The organism is Streptomyces sp. 8P21H-1 (assembly GCF_013302945.1).
The window spans coordinates 3,657-17,505 of sequence record NZ_JABTYA010000081.1 but is presented as its reverse complement, the minus strand read 5'-3'; the positions used below and the strand labels follow the sequence as shown (position 1 = coordinate 17,505).

At 70.5% G+C, this 13,849-nt stretch carries 13 protein-coding genes and 5 pseudogenes; 8 read left to right on the top strand and 10 right to left on the bottom strand.

Features of this window, described 5'->3' with window-relative positions; genetic code table 11:
• From HO151_RS01730 to HO151_RS01720, 3 genes and pseudogenes are all read right to left on the bottom strand, one after another.
• Positions 1-1,288, bottom strand: a pseudogene (locus HO151_RS01730) (hypothetical protein); the annotation flags it as partial.
• 201 nt (positions 1,289-1,489) lie between these two features.
• Positions 1,490-1,855: a hypothetical protein gene (locus tag HO151_RS01725; RefSeq protein ID WP_173894363.1), complete on the bottom strand. Its 366-nt coding sequence runs from the start codon at positions 1,853-1,855 to the stop codon at positions 1,490-1,492.
• A gap of 431 nt (positions 1,856-2,286) precedes the next feature.
• A pseudogene (locus tag HO151_RS01720) lies at positions 2,287-2,478 on the bottom strand (TetR-like C-terminal domain-containing protein); the annotation flags it as partial.
• Here HO151_RS01720 and HO151_RS01715 point away from each other — a divergent pair.
• A pseudogene (locus tag HO151_RS01715) lies at positions 2,476-2,717 on the top strand (antibiotic acetyltransferase); the annotation flags it as partial. The pseudogenes HO151_RS01720 and HO151_RS01715 overlap by 3 nt on opposite strands.
• Before the next feature lie 313 nt (positions 2,718-3,030).
• On the opposite strand, the gene HO151_RS01710 reads toward HO151_RS01715, so the two are convergent.
• The gene (locus tag HO151_RS01710; RefSeq protein ID WP_173894362.1) at positions 3,031-3,213 is read right to left on the bottom strand and encodes a hypothetical protein; all 183 of its coding nucleotides are present in this window, start codon (positions 3,211-3,213) and stop codon (positions 3,031-3,033) included.
• A 489-nt stretch (positions 3,214-3,702) separates the two neighbouring features.
• Entirely contained in the window at positions 3,703-3,927 is a 225-nt protein-coding gene (locus HO151_RS01705) for a hypothetical protein (protein ID WP_173894361.1), read from the bottom strand.
• Positions 3,928-4,034: 107 nt separating this feature from the next.
• Here HO151_RS01705 and HO151_RS07185 point away from each other — a divergent pair.
• Positions 4,035-4,130, top strand: a pseudogene (locus HO151_RS07185) (IS5/IS1182 family transposase); the annotation flags it as partial.
• Positions 4,131-4,145: 15 nt separating this feature from the next.
• Here HO151_RS07185 and HO151_RS01700 read toward each other — a convergent pair.
• On the bottom strand, positions 4,146-4,538 hold the full coding sequence (locus HO151_RS01700) for a helix-turn-helix domain-containing protein (protein ID WP_254594631.1): 393 nt from the start codon (positions 4,536-4,538) through the stop codon (positions 4,146-4,148).
• Positions 4,539-4,645: 107 nt separating this feature from the next.
• On the opposite strand from HO151_RS01700, the gene HO151_RS01695 reads away from it, so the two are divergent.
• Positions 4,646-5,518, top strand: a complete 873-nt coding sequence (locus HO151_RS01695) for an enoyl-CoA hydratase/isomerase family protein (protein WP_173894366.1) — start codon at positions 4,646-4,648, stop codon at positions 5,516-5,518.
• A 446-nt stretch (positions 5,519-5,964) separates the two neighbouring features.
• Here HO151_RS01695 and HO151_RS01690 read toward each other — a convergent pair whose 3' ends face one another.
• Both HO151_RS01690 and HO151_RS01685 read right to left on the bottom strand, forming a co-directional pair.
• Complete coding sequence (locus HO151_RS01690; protein ID WP_173894360.1) at positions 5,965-7,047, bottom strand: MBL fold metallo-hydrolase; 1,083 nt, start codon at positions 7,045-7,047, stop codon at positions 5,965-5,967.
• 83 nt (positions 7,048-7,130) lie between these two features.
• Positions 7,131-8,069 carry a serine hydrolase gene (locus tag HO151_RS01685; RefSeq protein ID WP_173894359.1) on the bottom strand — a complete coding sequence of 313 codons (939 nt, stop codon included), beginning with the start codon at positions 8,067-8,069 and terminating at the stop codon, positions 7,131-7,133.
• Positions 8,070-8,171: 102 nt separating this feature from the next.
• On the opposite strand from HO151_RS01685, the gene HO151_RS01680 reads away from it, so the two are divergent.
• Complete coding sequence (locus HO151_RS01680) at positions 8,172-9,140, top strand: LysR family transcriptional regulator (RefSeq protein WP_173894358.1); 969 nt, start codon at positions 8,172-8,174, stop codon at positions 9,138-9,140.
• A 113-nt stretch (positions 9,141-9,253) separates the two neighbouring features.
• Here the strand turns inward: HO151_RS01680 and HO151_RS01675 are convergent, their stop codons facing one another.
• Positions 9,254-9,781: an EF-hand domain-containing protein gene (locus tag HO151_RS01675; protein ID WP_173894357.1), complete on the bottom strand. Its 528-nt coding sequence runs from the start codon at positions 9,779-9,781 to the stop codon at positions 9,254-9,256.
• Between the two features lie 507 nt (positions 9,782-10,288).
• Here HO151_RS01675 and HO151_RS06955 point away from each other — a divergent pair.
• The gene (locus HO151_RS06955; protein WP_217422767.1) at positions 10,289-10,546 is read left to right on the top strand and encodes a hypothetical protein; all 258 of its coding nucleotides are present in this window, start codon (positions 10,289-10,291) and stop codon (positions 10,544-10,546) included.
• Between the two features lie 11 nt (positions 10,547-10,557).
• Complete coding sequence (locus HO151_RS01665; protein WP_173894365.1) at positions 10,558-11,622, top strand: cobalamin-independent methionine synthase II family protein; 1,065 nt, start codon at positions 10,558-10,560, stop codon at positions 11,620-11,622.
• 161 nt (positions 11,623-11,783) lie between these two features.
• Here HO151_RS01665 and HO151_RS01660 read toward each other — a convergent pair whose 3' ends face one another.
• Positions 11,784-11,978 carry a hypothetical protein gene (locus tag HO151_RS01660; RefSeq protein WP_173894355.1) on the bottom strand — a complete coding sequence of 65 codons (195 nt, stop codon included), beginning with the start codon at positions 11,976-11,978 and terminating at the stop codon, positions 11,784-11,786.
• Between HO151_RS01660 and HO151_RS07180 the strand changes: the two are divergent.
• Together HO151_RS07180 and HO151_RS01655 are read left to right on the top strand one after the other, a co-directional pair.
• Positions 11,974-12,192: pseudogene (locus HO151_RS07180) on the top strand (aldo/keto reductase); the annotation flags it as partial. The gene HO151_RS01660 and the pseudogene HO151_RS07180 overlap by 5 nt on opposite strands.
• A gap of 489 nt (positions 12,193-12,681) precedes the next feature.
• Entirely contained in the window at positions 12,682-13,824 is a 1,143-nt protein-coding gene (locus HO151_RS01655; RefSeq protein ID WP_173894354.1) for an amidinotransferase, read from the top strand.
• Positions 13,825-13,849 lie beyond the last annotated feature (25 nt).

The window sequence follows — 13,849 nt, the reverse complement described above, 5'->3', positions numbered from 1 at the left end:
GGGCGACGCCGGACCGGGCCACGGCCGGTTCGACGGACGCCCTGGGCGCGGCGGCGGGGGCCAGGGTGCCGGTGAAGGCGCAGCCGTCACGTCGGGCCCGGATCACCGACCGCAGTTCGCGGGCCGGGGCAGCGGGGTCGACGGCGTCGATGAAGGCGCCGTCGGCTCGCACCCACCGGGGATCTGCTCCGGACGGTGTGGCCGCGCCGGAAGGCAGCACGACCTTGCCCTGGTCGACCGTACCGCTCGTGTCGGTGCTGCCTCTGACGCCTTGTCGGAACCATGCCGTCCGTGCCTGCGGGTCCGCCGCTCCGACGACATGGTGCCGACCACGGGTGACGTCGTAACGGAAGCTTGTCAGTTCCACGCGCCGGGCGGCCTCCGCCAGGACCGCGGGCACCGAACGGTCCCCTGCGGCCGCGTCGCAGGAGCCGCCGCTCACGACGAGTGGCACGACGACGGCCACTGTCGTGACCACGACCACCACGACCGTGACCACGGCTGCCACGACGGGCACGCTGACACCGGCGGCACTCATGCTGCCGATGGTCACGGTTCTGGTGACGGCGGCGGCCTTTGACAGGACAGTCGCGCCGCTCTTGCCCGCTGCCGGGGCGCCCGGCGTCGACGCTCCCGCAGCCGAGGGGGAACCGACGGTCTGTGCGGTGGTGGCGGATGCCTGGGCCGGGTCGGCGAGCGGCGCCCCGGGCAGGTGCCCGGCGCCGGCCTGCTTCACGGCTTCGTCGGTGAGACGGTCTGCGGCGGCGAGGCCACCTGCGGCCGATACGGCGCCCGCACCCAGTGCGATGGCGGCCGTCCTGCCGGGAGTTGCGTTGCGAGGTCTTGGAGCGAGGCCGAGTACGACCTGGTGATAGATGTTGCCGTTCTGGACGGAGTTGACTGTGCCGTGGCCCGTCGCCGTGGCTGTCTGGGTCGTCGTGCCGTCGGGCGGTGGCAGGAGCGACTGCACGGAATCGGCGAGTCGGCGGGCCTCCTGCGTCCGCTCCGGGTCGTCCGCGAGAGCCGCCGAGATCTGCTGCTGCCACTGCGGCAGTGAGCGCGTCAGGAAACGGCTCAGGTCATCGGCCTCGTGACGCGCCGCTTCGGCCGCCCAAGCCTCGATCCGCTCGCTCACGTGTGGATCGTCGTCCGGCAGAAGGGCGATCACTCGCTCCCGTGCCTCGGCCCAGGCCGGTGTCCCGATCGCCGCAGCGAGATGCTCAGCCGCGTCCACGGCCGGATCGTCGGACCTTCCGTACGTGCTGTTGTCCTGCGTGCCTTCGGCCATGAAGCCTCCCCCGATTGCCGCACGCGGCGTGGCGCCAAGCTAGCAGCGCCGCGGGGGCCGAAAGGCCGCTTCGCGGACGCACGCCCGATGGGTGGTAGCGCGAGGGGGCGCGTACGCGCCGGCGCGTGCGGTGGGCCGTCGGGGCGTGAACGAGCGGGTGTCCCGGGAGGTTTCTCCCCCTCCGGGGACACCCGCGACATGTTACGGAGTGACGATGACCGAGTTGTACGGCGTGAGGTCGACGTCCCACGCTGCACCCTCGTAGAAGGTCCAGTCGCAGTTGTCGCCGTTCGAGCCCCGGCACAGGATGAACTTCCAGCCGTCCGTCTGGTTGTTGAACACCGTGTGGACGCCGTACTGGTTGTAAAGCTTGTGGACCCCGCGGGACCAGTACTGGTTGGTCACGCCACCGCTGTAGTCGGGTCCCCCGTAGATGCACGCGGCACCGGACGGACAACCCCTGGTGGCCGCCGAAGCCGGCGACGCCGACAGGACCCCCGTACCGAGCGTCAGCAGCGCCGTCGCCGCTACCGCCGCGACCTTGTTCCGGATCGACGTACGCGTCATGGATGCCTCCCCGATGGTTCTGAAGCGGCCGGCGTGTCGCCGGCGTGAGCCTGGCACACACGGAGGCCGAGGTGTTTTGCCGAGGTGTTTTGGGGAATGACGGTAGGTCGGCGTCACTTCGATTTGCACCCAGGAAAACTGAGGTTGACTGGTGATGCGTCTTCCCAGCGGATCTCGTCCGTCGACGAATTCCGATGTCGGGCAACTGATCGTTCCAGGAAGCGGGACCCGGCCGCCCGTCGCAGAGGCCGAGCTCCCGGAAGCTGTCGGCGGGTTACTTGTTCCCCGGCGTCCGAGTCAGGACCACCGGACCGTGATCCGGGTCTTGCCGCCCCCTCGACTGCTCTTGCGTTCGCTCCCTGCCTCCTCGATCACGCGCTCCCTTCCCGGCGGACGGAGAGGGCGCCCGCGGCAGCCGCCGGGGCTGCCGCCTACGCGGCCCGTTCCGGGAGGTGCGGGTCGGGGTCGGCACGCAGGAGCACCAGCTGGTGGTGGAGCGGCGCCGTAGCAGCGATCAGCAGGCTCCGCGCGTCCGTGTGCTGCGCGGGGAGTTCGCCGCGCTCGACGGCGCGCTCGACGAGGATCCCGCACTGGGCGTACCGGCCGGTCCACAGTTGCGTCTGCACATCGGCCACGGTGCGATCGTCGCCGGAGCCGTGGTCACCGGCGACGTCCCCGACCACGGCTCGTCGGCGGCAACCCGGCCCGGCTCATCCGCGCCCGCCACGACGCCGTGGACATCGCCCGGCTCCTCGCCGTGGCGTGGCGGGACCGGCCCATGCAGCACATCACCGGGCACATACGGACGATCATGTCGGGGACCGTCGCCGACATGGTGGAGGCCGCCGCGCAGATCGATCAGCCCCGGCACCGCGTCCTCGCCGCACCGCCCGCATCCGTCCCGGGCCGGAAACGGCGGGGCCGGTGCCTTGCACCTCCACTCGGCACCGTCACCCCTGCAGCGCCTGTTACCCGGCTCGCACAGGACCTGAGAAACAGCGCCTGGAGCGGGGGCGTCACGTTCCCGACCTGAATTCGCTCCCGGCCCACGCCAGCTCTTGCTTCGCTCCGGAACGCCGACATGGACGGGCTGTGGCCCTGCCGTATGCACGGGAGCATGCCGTTGTGCCTCGCGTTATGACTTGAGCGGTGCATTCCTGGAAACGGCCCGCGGCTCAGGGCATGAACAGCGCCAGGAGGATCACCAGCACAGCAAGTGCGAGGATGATCCACAGGGCCTTTCCTCGCCGGCCCCCGCTTTGACGCGCCGCGTCCTCGGGGCCTCCGCCCCGGGGGCGGTCCTCCGGGAGCGTTGCGTGATCCGGGCGGTCCTGGGAGTAGAAGTCGTCGTCCGCCATCTCGGGCTCCTTCCATCTGCGGCTCCGGGTTCCCCTGGCGGGCCTGGGCGAACATGTTGCGCGGGTGGTCCCGCCGGGATGTGGTCTGCCGGGTGTGACGGCGTTCCGCCGGTTCACCGCGTGGGCCGAAGTCCGGATGTGGACCGAAGTCCGAGGTCAGGGCCAGGTAGCCGATGGGGGCCGGCGGGGCGGCGGGGGCCAGTGAGACCGTGGGCGGGAACAGACGGCGGCGCTGGGCGAGGATCTCGGCGGCGACCCGGTGGGCGACGGTGGCGCAGCGCTCCTGCGAGGCGCCGAATGCCTTGAAGATGTCGAAGCTGCCCTCCGGCATCGGGGACGGCTGACGCCGGGGCTGGTCGAACACCTGATCCATGACGCGGGTGGCGATCTTGTCGAAGATCCCTTCGTCGGCCATGCGGAGCCCTTCCGCGAGGAAGACGCTGTCGTGCTGCTCGACCGCGTGCGTCACGTCGGGCGTCTGGACCGGCTTCAGGTCGCGGCGGCGCTTGGCGTAGTCCACCACCCGCACGGACAGCCGCTGGGTGTGTCGAGGAACGTGCCCGTCACGTCCACGGTCCCGGGGGTGCCGGTGGTCTCGCGCAGCCCGCGCAGCCACCCCTGCGGGTTGACCACGGAGGTGGTGTCGGCCGGCGTCGGCGTCACGTATCCGTGCCCGGTGATGTCGCTGCCGCGCCGGACCTGGAACAGGTGCACCCCCGGCGGGGCGGCGGTGACCCGGCCGTCGGCGCTGCTGCATGCCGTGGCTGCGGACGCCCTGCGGGGCGGTATGCGGGTTCGCCGCGACAGTACGGGATGGCGGGCTCAGCCTTCGATACGAGCGCAACCCCCGCAATCACCTGGGTCTTCTCAGACCCACTGCCACCCTGTGCTGCTGCAAACGATATGTTCGCCTCACCAGGCAGGACATCGTCCTACTGTTCCGACGACCGCGCGTCGTATTCGTGCTGTGCCGTCAGGACCTCGTCGCTGTGCTCGACCGTCCAGTCGTACAGACGGGTGAAGGGTTCACGGAAAGACTCGCCGAGGGGTGTGAGGGAGTACTCCACGCCGAGCGGTGAGGTCTCGAGCACCCGGCGCCGGATCATGCCGTTGCGTTCGAGTCTGCGCAGCGTCTGGGTCAGTACTCGTTGTGTGACGCCCTCCAACTGTCGCTTGATCTCGTTGAACCGCGTCGGTCGCTCCAGGACCGCCATGACCATCATCGACCACTTGTCGGCGATCTGATCGAGGATGGGCCGGCTCGGGCACTCGGCACTGAACCGCGGCATGCCACGGGGCGGCAGGGGCGTGGAGCTGGTATCCATCGTGATCCTTGGTTGTTGGGAAGTGCGTTATTGACCGTCCCCGGCGCAGAGCCCAGGGTAGGTATGCGTTGCAAACCTACCGGCTCATCGCAAACCTTGGAACGCCCATGAACCTGAACCAGTACGCGACGCTTCGCATCGCCATCGATGCCGGAGTCGCGCGGATCACTCTGGACAACCCCCCTGTCAACGTGCTCAGCGGCACCCTGATCCGCGAGCTGCACGACGCTCTCGCAACGCTGCGGGACGACCGCTCGGTCCGCGTCATCCTGTTCTCCAGCGCCAACCCAGAGCTCTTCATCGCCCACGTCGACATCCACATCCTCGACGAGATGGACGAGCTGCAGGAAATCGCGGACCGCAACCCGAACGCCAACCTCTTCCAGGGAGTCGGTGAACTGCTGCGCCACCAGCCGCAGGTGACGATCGTCAAACTGGCGGGCACGGCGCGAGCCGGCGGCGCCGAGTTCGTTGCGGCGGCCGACATGACCTTCGCCGCGCGGGAGACCGCGGGTATCGGGCAGAGCGAGGTGCTGATGGGCATCGTGCCGGGTGGCGGAGGCACCCAGTACCTGCGCGAGCGGGCCGGACGCAACCGGGCGCTGGAACTGCTGCTCACCGGTGATCTGGTGGATGCAGACACCGCAGCCGCCTACGGGTGGATCAACCGTGCGGTACCCGCAGCCGAACTGGACGCATTCGTCGACGGCGTGGCGGAGAAGATCGCCTCGCTTTCCCCGGAGCTCATCGCCGCCGCCAAGCAGTTGGTCCCTCCGGCGGACCTGACCGACGGTCTGCGAGCGGAGAACGACGCATGGGCCGAGCTGGTGAGCGGCGCTCTGCCGGCACAACTCATGACAGGGGCTCTGAAGCACGGTGCGCAGACCCCCGCGGGTGAGCGCGATCTGGAATCGGTCATGCGAAGCGTCGCCGCCGGCCTGTGGAGCGGGAGTCACGGACCAGGTGCGGGGGCTCTTTGAGGTGTGACGCCGCAGGGTGAGGAAAGCGTGGGCGGCAGTGACGAGGGCGTGGTGGTGCTGTCGCCCTGCGTCCGGGTGTCGACGGTGGAGGCGTTCGTCCCGCCGACGGCGTGCGTGTCGCCGGTGGGAACACCCGCTGCGCAGGCGAGAGCGCCCAGCGGTGTCGACGCGGTCGACGTCGCGAGTGTCAAGCACAGTCGGAAGCGTCGTGCCGTACGGGAGCGAAGGTCAGGAAGCCCGGGGGACGTCCGATACCGGGTGGAGCGCCCGCCTGCGGTCCCGGGGCGTGCTGCTGCGCGCTCTCCGGGACCGTGGCGCGCACGGTGTTCATGTCCTTGGCGGGGTGGTCCGGTACCGATCGGACGGCACCGCCGCCGACCGGCTTCCGGGACGTGCGAGAGCCCCTGGCCGGGTCGGCGGCTTCCATGCGGCCGGGTCGGCTCCGTCTACCGGCTCACGGCCCGCATGTCGCCGTCGTACGCGGTGCGGTAGTCCGGAACGACGATCCGGGTGGCCGGAGACACCTTCTCGACCTGGGCGAGGAAGGCGTCGAGATCCATCGCCGGGTCGCGGACCGGGGGGTCGCCCAGCGGCCGCTCGAAGTGGTCCCAATGGACGGGGACGACGACACCGGGGTTGTCCAGGGCGCTCAGCAACCGGGACACATAGCGGTGGGTGGTGCTGGAGCTGGAGGGCACGGCGACCATCGCGAGGTCGGGGCGCAGGCCCCGCACCGCCCGCTCGGTGAAGTCGCTGGCCCCCATGAGGAATGCCGACGGGCCGTTCTGTCCGGCCGTGACACGGAAGGCCAGGGTGTCGCCCTCGGGCAGGTCCCCGATGGTGGTGGGGACCGTCGCGGGCGGGGCGCCGAGCGTGCCCGGGGCGAAGTATGCGCAGTTCTTGTTACGGCTGTGCAGGCTGGGTACGACCTCGACGGTGACCGTGCCGATGTCCAGCACCTCGCCGCCCTTCACCACGGAGATCTGTGCGGGGTCGACGCCGAGGGCGGTGAGCAGGTGGTACGTGGTCTCGGTGCCGACGACGCGGGCGCCGGTGGTCTTGGCGATGTACGGCACGTCGCCGAGGTGGTCCCAGTGGGAATGGCTCACCAGCACCAGATCGGGACGGCCGATGTGCGCGTCGACCACCGCGGGGTCCGTTCTCAACTCGGTCCGCGGGTCGAAGTCTCCGTCGAACAGGCCGGTACGGAAACGGGTGAGGTAGGGATCGAAGAGCACGGTGCGGCCGCCCACGCCGATGCGCCAGCCCGCGGTGCCGAGCCAGCGGAACGACACGGAGCGGGCCGACCGGTCACCGCCCCGTCCGCGGCCGGCGGTCGCGGACGCCGTGGCCGCCGTACTCTCCGTGCTCGCCGTGGCCGCCGTAGCTGCCGTGGCCGCCGTAGCTGCCGTGGCCGGGATCAGCGGGGACGCCGCACCGAGTGCGGCGCCCCACAGCACCGTACGGCGATCGGGCCCGCGGCCGGAGGAGCTGTCCGGTCCGTCCGAGGCATGTATGTCCTGGGTCATGACGTCAGCAGATCAGGAGGCGAAGTTCCGTGTCCAAGACCGAAGTTCGCCCCTGGTGATATGCGAACGCGTATGTTCCCCGGTCAGGGGCTGCCGTCGCGGAGGAAGGCGGCCGCGATTCCGGCGGCCCGGCCGATCGCCGCGTCCACCGTGGCCCGGGAGGCGGTCAGGTCGTGCGTACGCGCGAACACCGCGAGCGCGTAGCACCGGCCGTCCGGGTAGCGGGCGACACCCGCCTCCATGTGCAACCCCGGCAGCGTCCCGGTCTTGGCCGCGATCGCGACGTCGTCCGGGAAGCCCGACACCAGCCGGTGGCGGAAGACCTGCTTGCCCATCAGGTCACGCACGAGCGCACAGGCTTCCGGCGGCCCGGCGGCATCGCTCCAGACGAGCCCGAGCAGCCGGGTGATCTCGCGGGGCGTACTGGCCGTGGTGTGGCGGGGGTCCAGCACCGCCAGCCGTCTCTTCCTTTCGTCCGGCAGGGCCGGGTACCGGACGGCGAACTCCCTTTCGTCACGCGCCCCGACCTCCGCGAGCATCGCGTTCAGCAGGTCTCGCGGGCCTCCCACGATGCGTGTCCGCTCCAGCCCGAGTTCCTTCGCGAGCAGTCTCACGGTGTCCAGGCCCACTCGGTCCAGCAGCAGATCGGCCGCCGAGTTGTCGCTGACCGACATCGCGAAGTACGCCAGGTCGCGCAACGACAGCTCGACGTCGTCCAGACAGCCGGCGGTGCCCCAGCCGCCGAGGCGGTCGGCCGGGCCCACCCGCACCCGCTCCGTCGGATCGAGCTGGCCGGCCACCGCCTGCCGGGCGAATTCGAGCACCAGCAGTATTTTGAAGATCGAAGCGATGACGACGGCGTCGTCGGCGCCCACGGCGACTTCGCTGACGTCCCGCTCGCCGCCGGACTCCCCGGCGACCGGTGTGCACGCTCCGACGGGGGCAGCGTGCAACTGCCCTCGCGCGCCCGCTTCGGCGAAGACCTGCCGGATCCGGTTTTCGGTCGCTGTCCGCGTGCTCATCACTGCTCTTCCCTGGACATCGGTGTTCCCCGTCAACGGCCGGTCGGCCTGCGGTCGGCCGCCCCATCCCCTCGCGGCGGCTTCCGCATAGAATCCTTGATCGTGGATCTCTTGCGCCACCTGCGTCTTTTCGTCACCGTAGCCGACGAGCTGCACTTCAGCCGGGCCGCCGAGCGGCTGGGCATGGCCCAGCCGCCGCTCAGCCAGGCGATCCGACGGCTGGAGAAGGAGCTCGGAGCCCAGTTGTTCGACCGCTCGCAGCGCGGTGTCCGGCTCAGCGCCGCCGGGGCGGCGCTGCTGGAGGAGGCGCACGAACTCCTCGCCCGGGAGAAGCGGCTGCGCACCCTGGCCCGCCGCGCCGCCGACGGCGGTCTGGGCACGCTGCGTGCGGGCGTACCGCCCGACACCACGGCCGCCGTACTGTCCGCGCTGCTCACCGCCTGCGCGGAACACGCTCCGGAACTCCCGGTCGACCTGCAGGAGGTCACCACCGTGGAGCAGTTGCGTCTGCTCGCCTCCGGTGGCCTGGACGTCGGACTCGTGCACCACCCCGTCGACTCCACCGAACTCCAGCTCGGCCCCGGCGTCTCACTGGACCTGGGTGTCGTCCTGCCACGCACCTCACCACTGGCCCGACTGCCCGAAGTGGCGCTCCGTGACCTCTCCGGCCACGATCTGGTGCTCTTCCCCCGCGCACACGCGCCCGACCGGCACGACCACATCCTCGACGTGTGCCGCGCCGAAGGTTTCGTCCCCGGCCGCCTCCGGCATGCCTCCAATCCCGAGTTCCTGCTCGCCCTGGTGACAGCGGGGCACGGGATCGCCTTCGACCAGGGACCGGCGGCCCGCAGGGAACCGCGCGTCGCCTGGTGCCCCCTCGCGGGCCGCCCCCTCACCCTGCACATCAGCGGCGCCTGGCTCACCGGCCGCGGAGCCCACCCTGCTGCCCGCCGCTTCGCCGAACTCGCCGCCGACGTCCTGGCCCGCCACCACACCGCGCCCCCGCGGCGCGGGGGCACGGCCCTCCCACCGGACGACACCCCCCGTCCCTGGTCGGTCGTCTACGGCTGACCGTCCTGGCTCTGTCCATGGGACCCGGGATGTCGCGGCGCGGTCGGCGGTACCGGAGTGAACGGTGGAGCGGAGCCCGGGCGGGCCGCGTCGCCGGTGTACGTGCGCGTTGATCACCGCGCTGGGATGTCGGAGAGTGGCCTGCTGTACAGCGCCCTGCCCATGGGAGAGTTCTCGCCTGTGACGTGAGCGCGGATGGACGCGATGTAGTCGTCGCGGCTGACGCTGCCGTCGCCGTCGGTGTCCAGGGCCGTGAACGCTGCTTCGGCGTTGGCGGCCGGGTTGTTCAGTGCCGTGCGCAGCGCTGTGAACCCGTGGAGATCGAGGGCGCCGTCGTGGTCGGTGTCGGCGAGGTCGAAGAGTGCGCCGAGGACGGGTGCGCAGACGGTGTCGAACGCCTCGGCCCCGGCCCATGCCGCGTATTCGTCGAAGGTCATCTTTCCGTCGCCGTCGGCGTCCATCGCCTCCCATGCGCGCTCGCCGAGGGTGCGCGCGGTGACGACGAGCCGGTCGTCGTCCTCGAGGCCCATCGCCAGCGCCACGTTCCTGGTGCGCGCCAAGTACTCCTCCCTGGAGACGATTGCGTCTCCGTCCGCGTCCAGCATGGCGAAGACGAGCCTTTGCGCGGCTGCCTGATCCATCGGAGTTCCTCCCTGACGGCGTTCGAGTGCGAACGCTTCGATCCGAGTGGGGTGTCCTTGCCCCTCGGCCGTGATGATCAAGGCACCCGTTCGGAGGGCGTGGGGGTCTTTCGTCACGCGTACTGCGCGTGACGCGCCGATGGTGCGACTCAACACGCCGGAGACGGCAGAAGCGGTCCGGGGGTAGTTACAACCTTTGTGAAGGACACATTCCGTGGAGGGCACATGTTCGGCAGACACTGCACAGCAGTCGTGGCGAGTTCTCTGACCCTGGTGGCCGCGTCGGTGCTCTGGGCCCCGGTGGGCCGGGCTCATGAGCCCGTGCGCCAGGAGAGCGTTCTGTGCACAGGCTCCAGCACCAGCACGTACGACCCGCCCCTGACCTTGTCGCCCCGCCAGACCCGCGTCCGGACGGATGCCAGGTACACGTGCGCGGTTGCTCCCGGCCGGACTGTGCCGGCCACCGGCCACCTGGAAGGCGAGTCGCCGTCGGCGTCCTGCGTCACGGTGAACAGTCCGCGCCTGGAGGAACTCGTCCGCTACGGTGACGGGAAACGGTCGTCGATCGCGTACGACAACAGCACCACCGTTCGTGTCGCCGGCGTCCTCCTGGTCAGACTGTCGGGCCGGGTGGTCGAGGGCCGCGGCGAAGGGCTGACGGCGCATCGGACCGTTGCCGCGCTCCCCGGCGAGCTGCCCACCTCATGTCTGTTGTCCGGGCTTCGGGGCAGCAGCGGTGAGGCACAGCTGGAGATCACGTCGTGAGCCGGGCCGCGGTGGGCATCCCCACCGAACCGATCGGCAGCATCCCGCGCCCCGCCGGGCTGCTCGCCGCCATGGCGGACCATGCCGCGGGCCGGATCGGCGACGAGGAACTCCGCGCCGTCCAGGACCGCGCGGTCCGCGACACCGTCCGCCGCCTGGAGGAGATCGGCTCCCCGGTCGTCACCGACGGCGAACAGGCCAAGCCCAGCTTCGCCACCTACCCCCTGGCCGGCCTGGACCGGCTGGCACCCGACGGCGTCGTCATCCCGTTCGCCGACGGGCACCAGCGGCAGTTGCCCCGCCTCACGGCCGGACCACTGCGCTACGGCGTGTACGCGGACCGCTATCTGCGGGCCGCACTCCGGCACGCGGCCTCACCGGTGAAGCAGGCTGTCATCGCGCCGTCGGCGCTCAGTCTGCTCTACCCGGCCGACGGCATCGACGGATACCCCCGCGAAGCCTTCCTCGACGACCTGAGCGCCGAGGCCGAAGCGGACATCCGCCGATGCCTGGACGCCGGTGCCCACCGCGTCCAGCTCGACTTCACCGAGGCCCGTCTCGCGCTGAAGCTCGACCCGGGCGGGAACCTGCTGGATGAGTTCATCGCTCTCAACAACCGCGTCCTGGAACGCTTCTCCGCCACCGAACAGGCCAGGATCGGAATCCACACCTGTCCCGGCGGCGATCAGGACTCCACCCACAGCCTGGACGTCGACTGCACGGCTCTGCTGCCCGCCCTCCTCCATCTCAAGGCCGGGGCCTTCTACATCCAGCTCGCCAGCGAGCCGGAACCGGACAGGGTCCTTGCCGTTCTTGCCGAACATCTCCCCGACCGGGCCCAGGTCTTCATCGGCGTCACCGACCCGATCGACCCGCGTGTCGAAACACCCGAGGAGGTGCGCGACCGCGTCCTGGCCGCCTCCCGTCATCTGCCTCCCGACCGTCTGGGCACCTGCGACGACTGCGGCTTCTCCCCCTTCGCCGACGACACCTCCACCTCCCGCGACACCGCCTTCGCCAAGATCAGCGCCCGTATCGAAGGCACCGCTCTGGCCGCCCGCGAGCTCATCGGCTGAGCGGGTGACGCCTTCGGGAACCTTGGTCGCGCGCCCCGCCGGGAGATCGCTGGGCTGACGGAACGGTCCTCGCGGAGGTGCCGTGCCGGCGCTGGACCCGACGGTCGAGCTCCGGATCGGCCCGAGGCAGGGCCGTGGTCACCGCCTTGAGAACGATCGGCTCAGCCTGCGGGGATGGTCGGCGACGCGCCAGGACCGTGGCCGGGAGAGTCGATGAACTCGCTGATCGTGTTCTCGGCGGCGGCCCGCAGCGAGTAGCGCGCGAGCCGTTCACAGGTCTGCTGCCCGGTCCGCGACCCGGACCGGATGTCGCAGAGATCGCGCGGCAGGAATGCGGTTGCGAACCGACCGTTCACGCCTCATCGCTTCGACGTCCCCGTTCCGGAGAACCGCGCCAGGACGGACGCCGTCGAGAAGCCGGCCGCGCCCGCCGCCGAGTCCGGCCTCACCATGATCCAGCAGGCGCTCGGCCTCGTGACCGCCCACCCGGCAGTCACCGGCGCCCTGATCGGTCCCAGGGCCCTGGACCACCTGCACTCCCGACCGGACGACGCGGACACCGCCCTGTCCACAGTGATTCCCGGCGCCATCGGCGCCATCGATGGCGCCGATGGCGTCGTGGCACCCGGATTCGTCCGCTCCCCCGCCCCCGGCCCCCGCTGGTTCGCCGCCGCCGTGCGTGAACACGTCGGCATCGTCCGCGCCGCTGACCTCGCGGCAAAATCAAGAACAGCCGGCGGCAGGGGGCCGGGGGGGCGGCTTCACTGTCGCAACTTGCTCCCACTCGAAAGCGGGCCCCGGCCTGTTCCGAGAAATCCTCGTGACGGCATCCGGGGCCATGACACGCCCTCAGGCCGCACTCGGCTTGTCTTCCGTCGGCGTTCCCCGGCCGACGGTGCCACCGCATGGACAGCGGACACCGCACGGCCGGCGCCGACCGGCGTGCAACCGGCCCGCAACCGGTCGAGTGGCGGGTCCGCGTTTCACTCCGCACCGTGTTGCGCCATCGCCATGAACGATGTGGCATAGCAGCATTCCGATGGCGAAGGCGGCTGAGCGATGACATACGGTCAAAAGCTTCATGCAGCGACGACGACAGCTGGCGGCGGTGCCGCGCAGCGGCTTGTGTCGCCGGTCTCCTCGCACACCGAGTGGGATCCCCTGGAGGAGATCGTCGTCGGTCGCCTGGAGGGCGCGACGATCCCCTCCGACCACGACGTGGTCACCTGCAACGTCCCGCCGTGGGCGGGCCGGTTGCAGGGTCTCGCGGCCGGCTTCCGCTATCCGCGGCTGCTCGTGGAGAAAGCGCAGGAGGAGATCGACGGCTTCGTCGAGCTGCTCCAGTCCTTCGACGTCACGGTCCGGCGCCCTGCCGCGGTCGATCACCGGCGCCGCTTCGGCACCCCCGACTGGACCTCCCGCGGCTTTTGCAACACCTGCCCGCGCGACAGCATGCTGGTGATCGGCGACGAGATCATCGAGACGCCGATGGCCTGGCCCTGCCGGTACTTCGAGACGCACTCCTACCGACCGATCCTCAAGGACTACTTCCGCCGTGGAGCGCGCTGGACCGCGGCGCCCAGACCGCAGTTGACGGACGACCTGTTCGACCCCGACTTCACCGTGCCCGGCTCCGGCGAGCCGATGAGGTACATCCTCACCGAATTCGAACCCGTCTTCGACGCCGCGGACTTCGTCCGGGCCGGCCGGGACCTGTTCGTCACCCGCAGCAACGTCACCAACCGCATGGGCATCGACTGGCTGCGCCGCCACCTCGGACCGGAGTACCGCATCCACGAGATCCCCAGCCGCTGCCGTACGCCCATGCACATCGACACCACCTTCGTCCTGCTCGGCCCGGGCAAGGTGCTCGTCAACCCCGAGTACATCGACGTCGACACCCTGCCCTCCGTCCTGGACTCCTGGGACGTCCTGATCGCGCCCGAGCCCGACCCGATCAAGGACCGGCTGCTCAAGGTCACGTCGATGTGCGGCAAGTGGCTCAGTATGAACGTCCTCATGCTCGACGAGAAGCGGGTGATCGCCGAGCGGCACCACACCGGCATGCTGCGTGCCCTGGAGAAGTGGGGCTTCGAACCGGTCCCCTGCGACCTGCTGCACTACGCGCCGTTCGGCGGCTCGTTCCACTGCGCGACCCTCGACATCCGGCGCCGCGGCCCGCTGCAGTCCTACCTCGGCTGACTCACCCAGGGCGAACCGGCGTCCC

What these genes read in the sequence shown, in the direction of transcription:
- HO151_RS01725 (WP_173894363.1), bottom strand. Translation starts at nt 1,855, where the DNA reads ATGACGCGTACGTCGATCCGGAACAAGGTCGCGGCGGTAGCGGCGACG.
- HO151_RS01710 (WP_173894362.1), bottom strand. Translation starts at nt 3,213, where the DNA reads ATGGCGGACGACGACTTCTACTCCCAGGACCGCCCGGATCACGCAACG.
- HO151_RS01700 (WP_254594631.1), bottom strand. Translation starts at nt 4,538, where the DNA reads ATGGATACCAGCTCCACGCCCCTGCCGCCCCGTGGCATGCCGCGGTTC.
- HO151_RS01695 (WP_173894366.1), top strand. Translation starts at nt 4,646, where the DNA reads ATGAACCTGAACCAGTACGCGACGCTTCGCATCGCCATCGATGCCGGA.
- HO151_RS01690 (WP_173894360.1), bottom strand. Translation starts at nt 7,047, where the DNA reads ATGACCCAGGACATACATGCCTCGGACGGACCGGACAGCTCCTCCGGC.
- HO151_RS01685 (WP_173894359.1), bottom strand. Translation starts at nt 8,069, where the DNA reads ATGAGCACGCGGACAGCGACCGAAAACCGGATCCGGCAGGTCTTCGCC.
- HO151_RS01675 (WP_173894357.1), bottom strand. Translation starts at nt 9,781, where the DNA reads ATGGATCAGGCAGCCGCGCAAAGGCTCGTCTTCGCCATGCTGGACGCG.
- HO151_RS01655 (WP_173894354.1), top strand. Translation starts at nt 12,682, where the DNA reads ATGACATACGGTCAAAAGCTTCATGCAGCGACGACGACAGCTGGCGGC.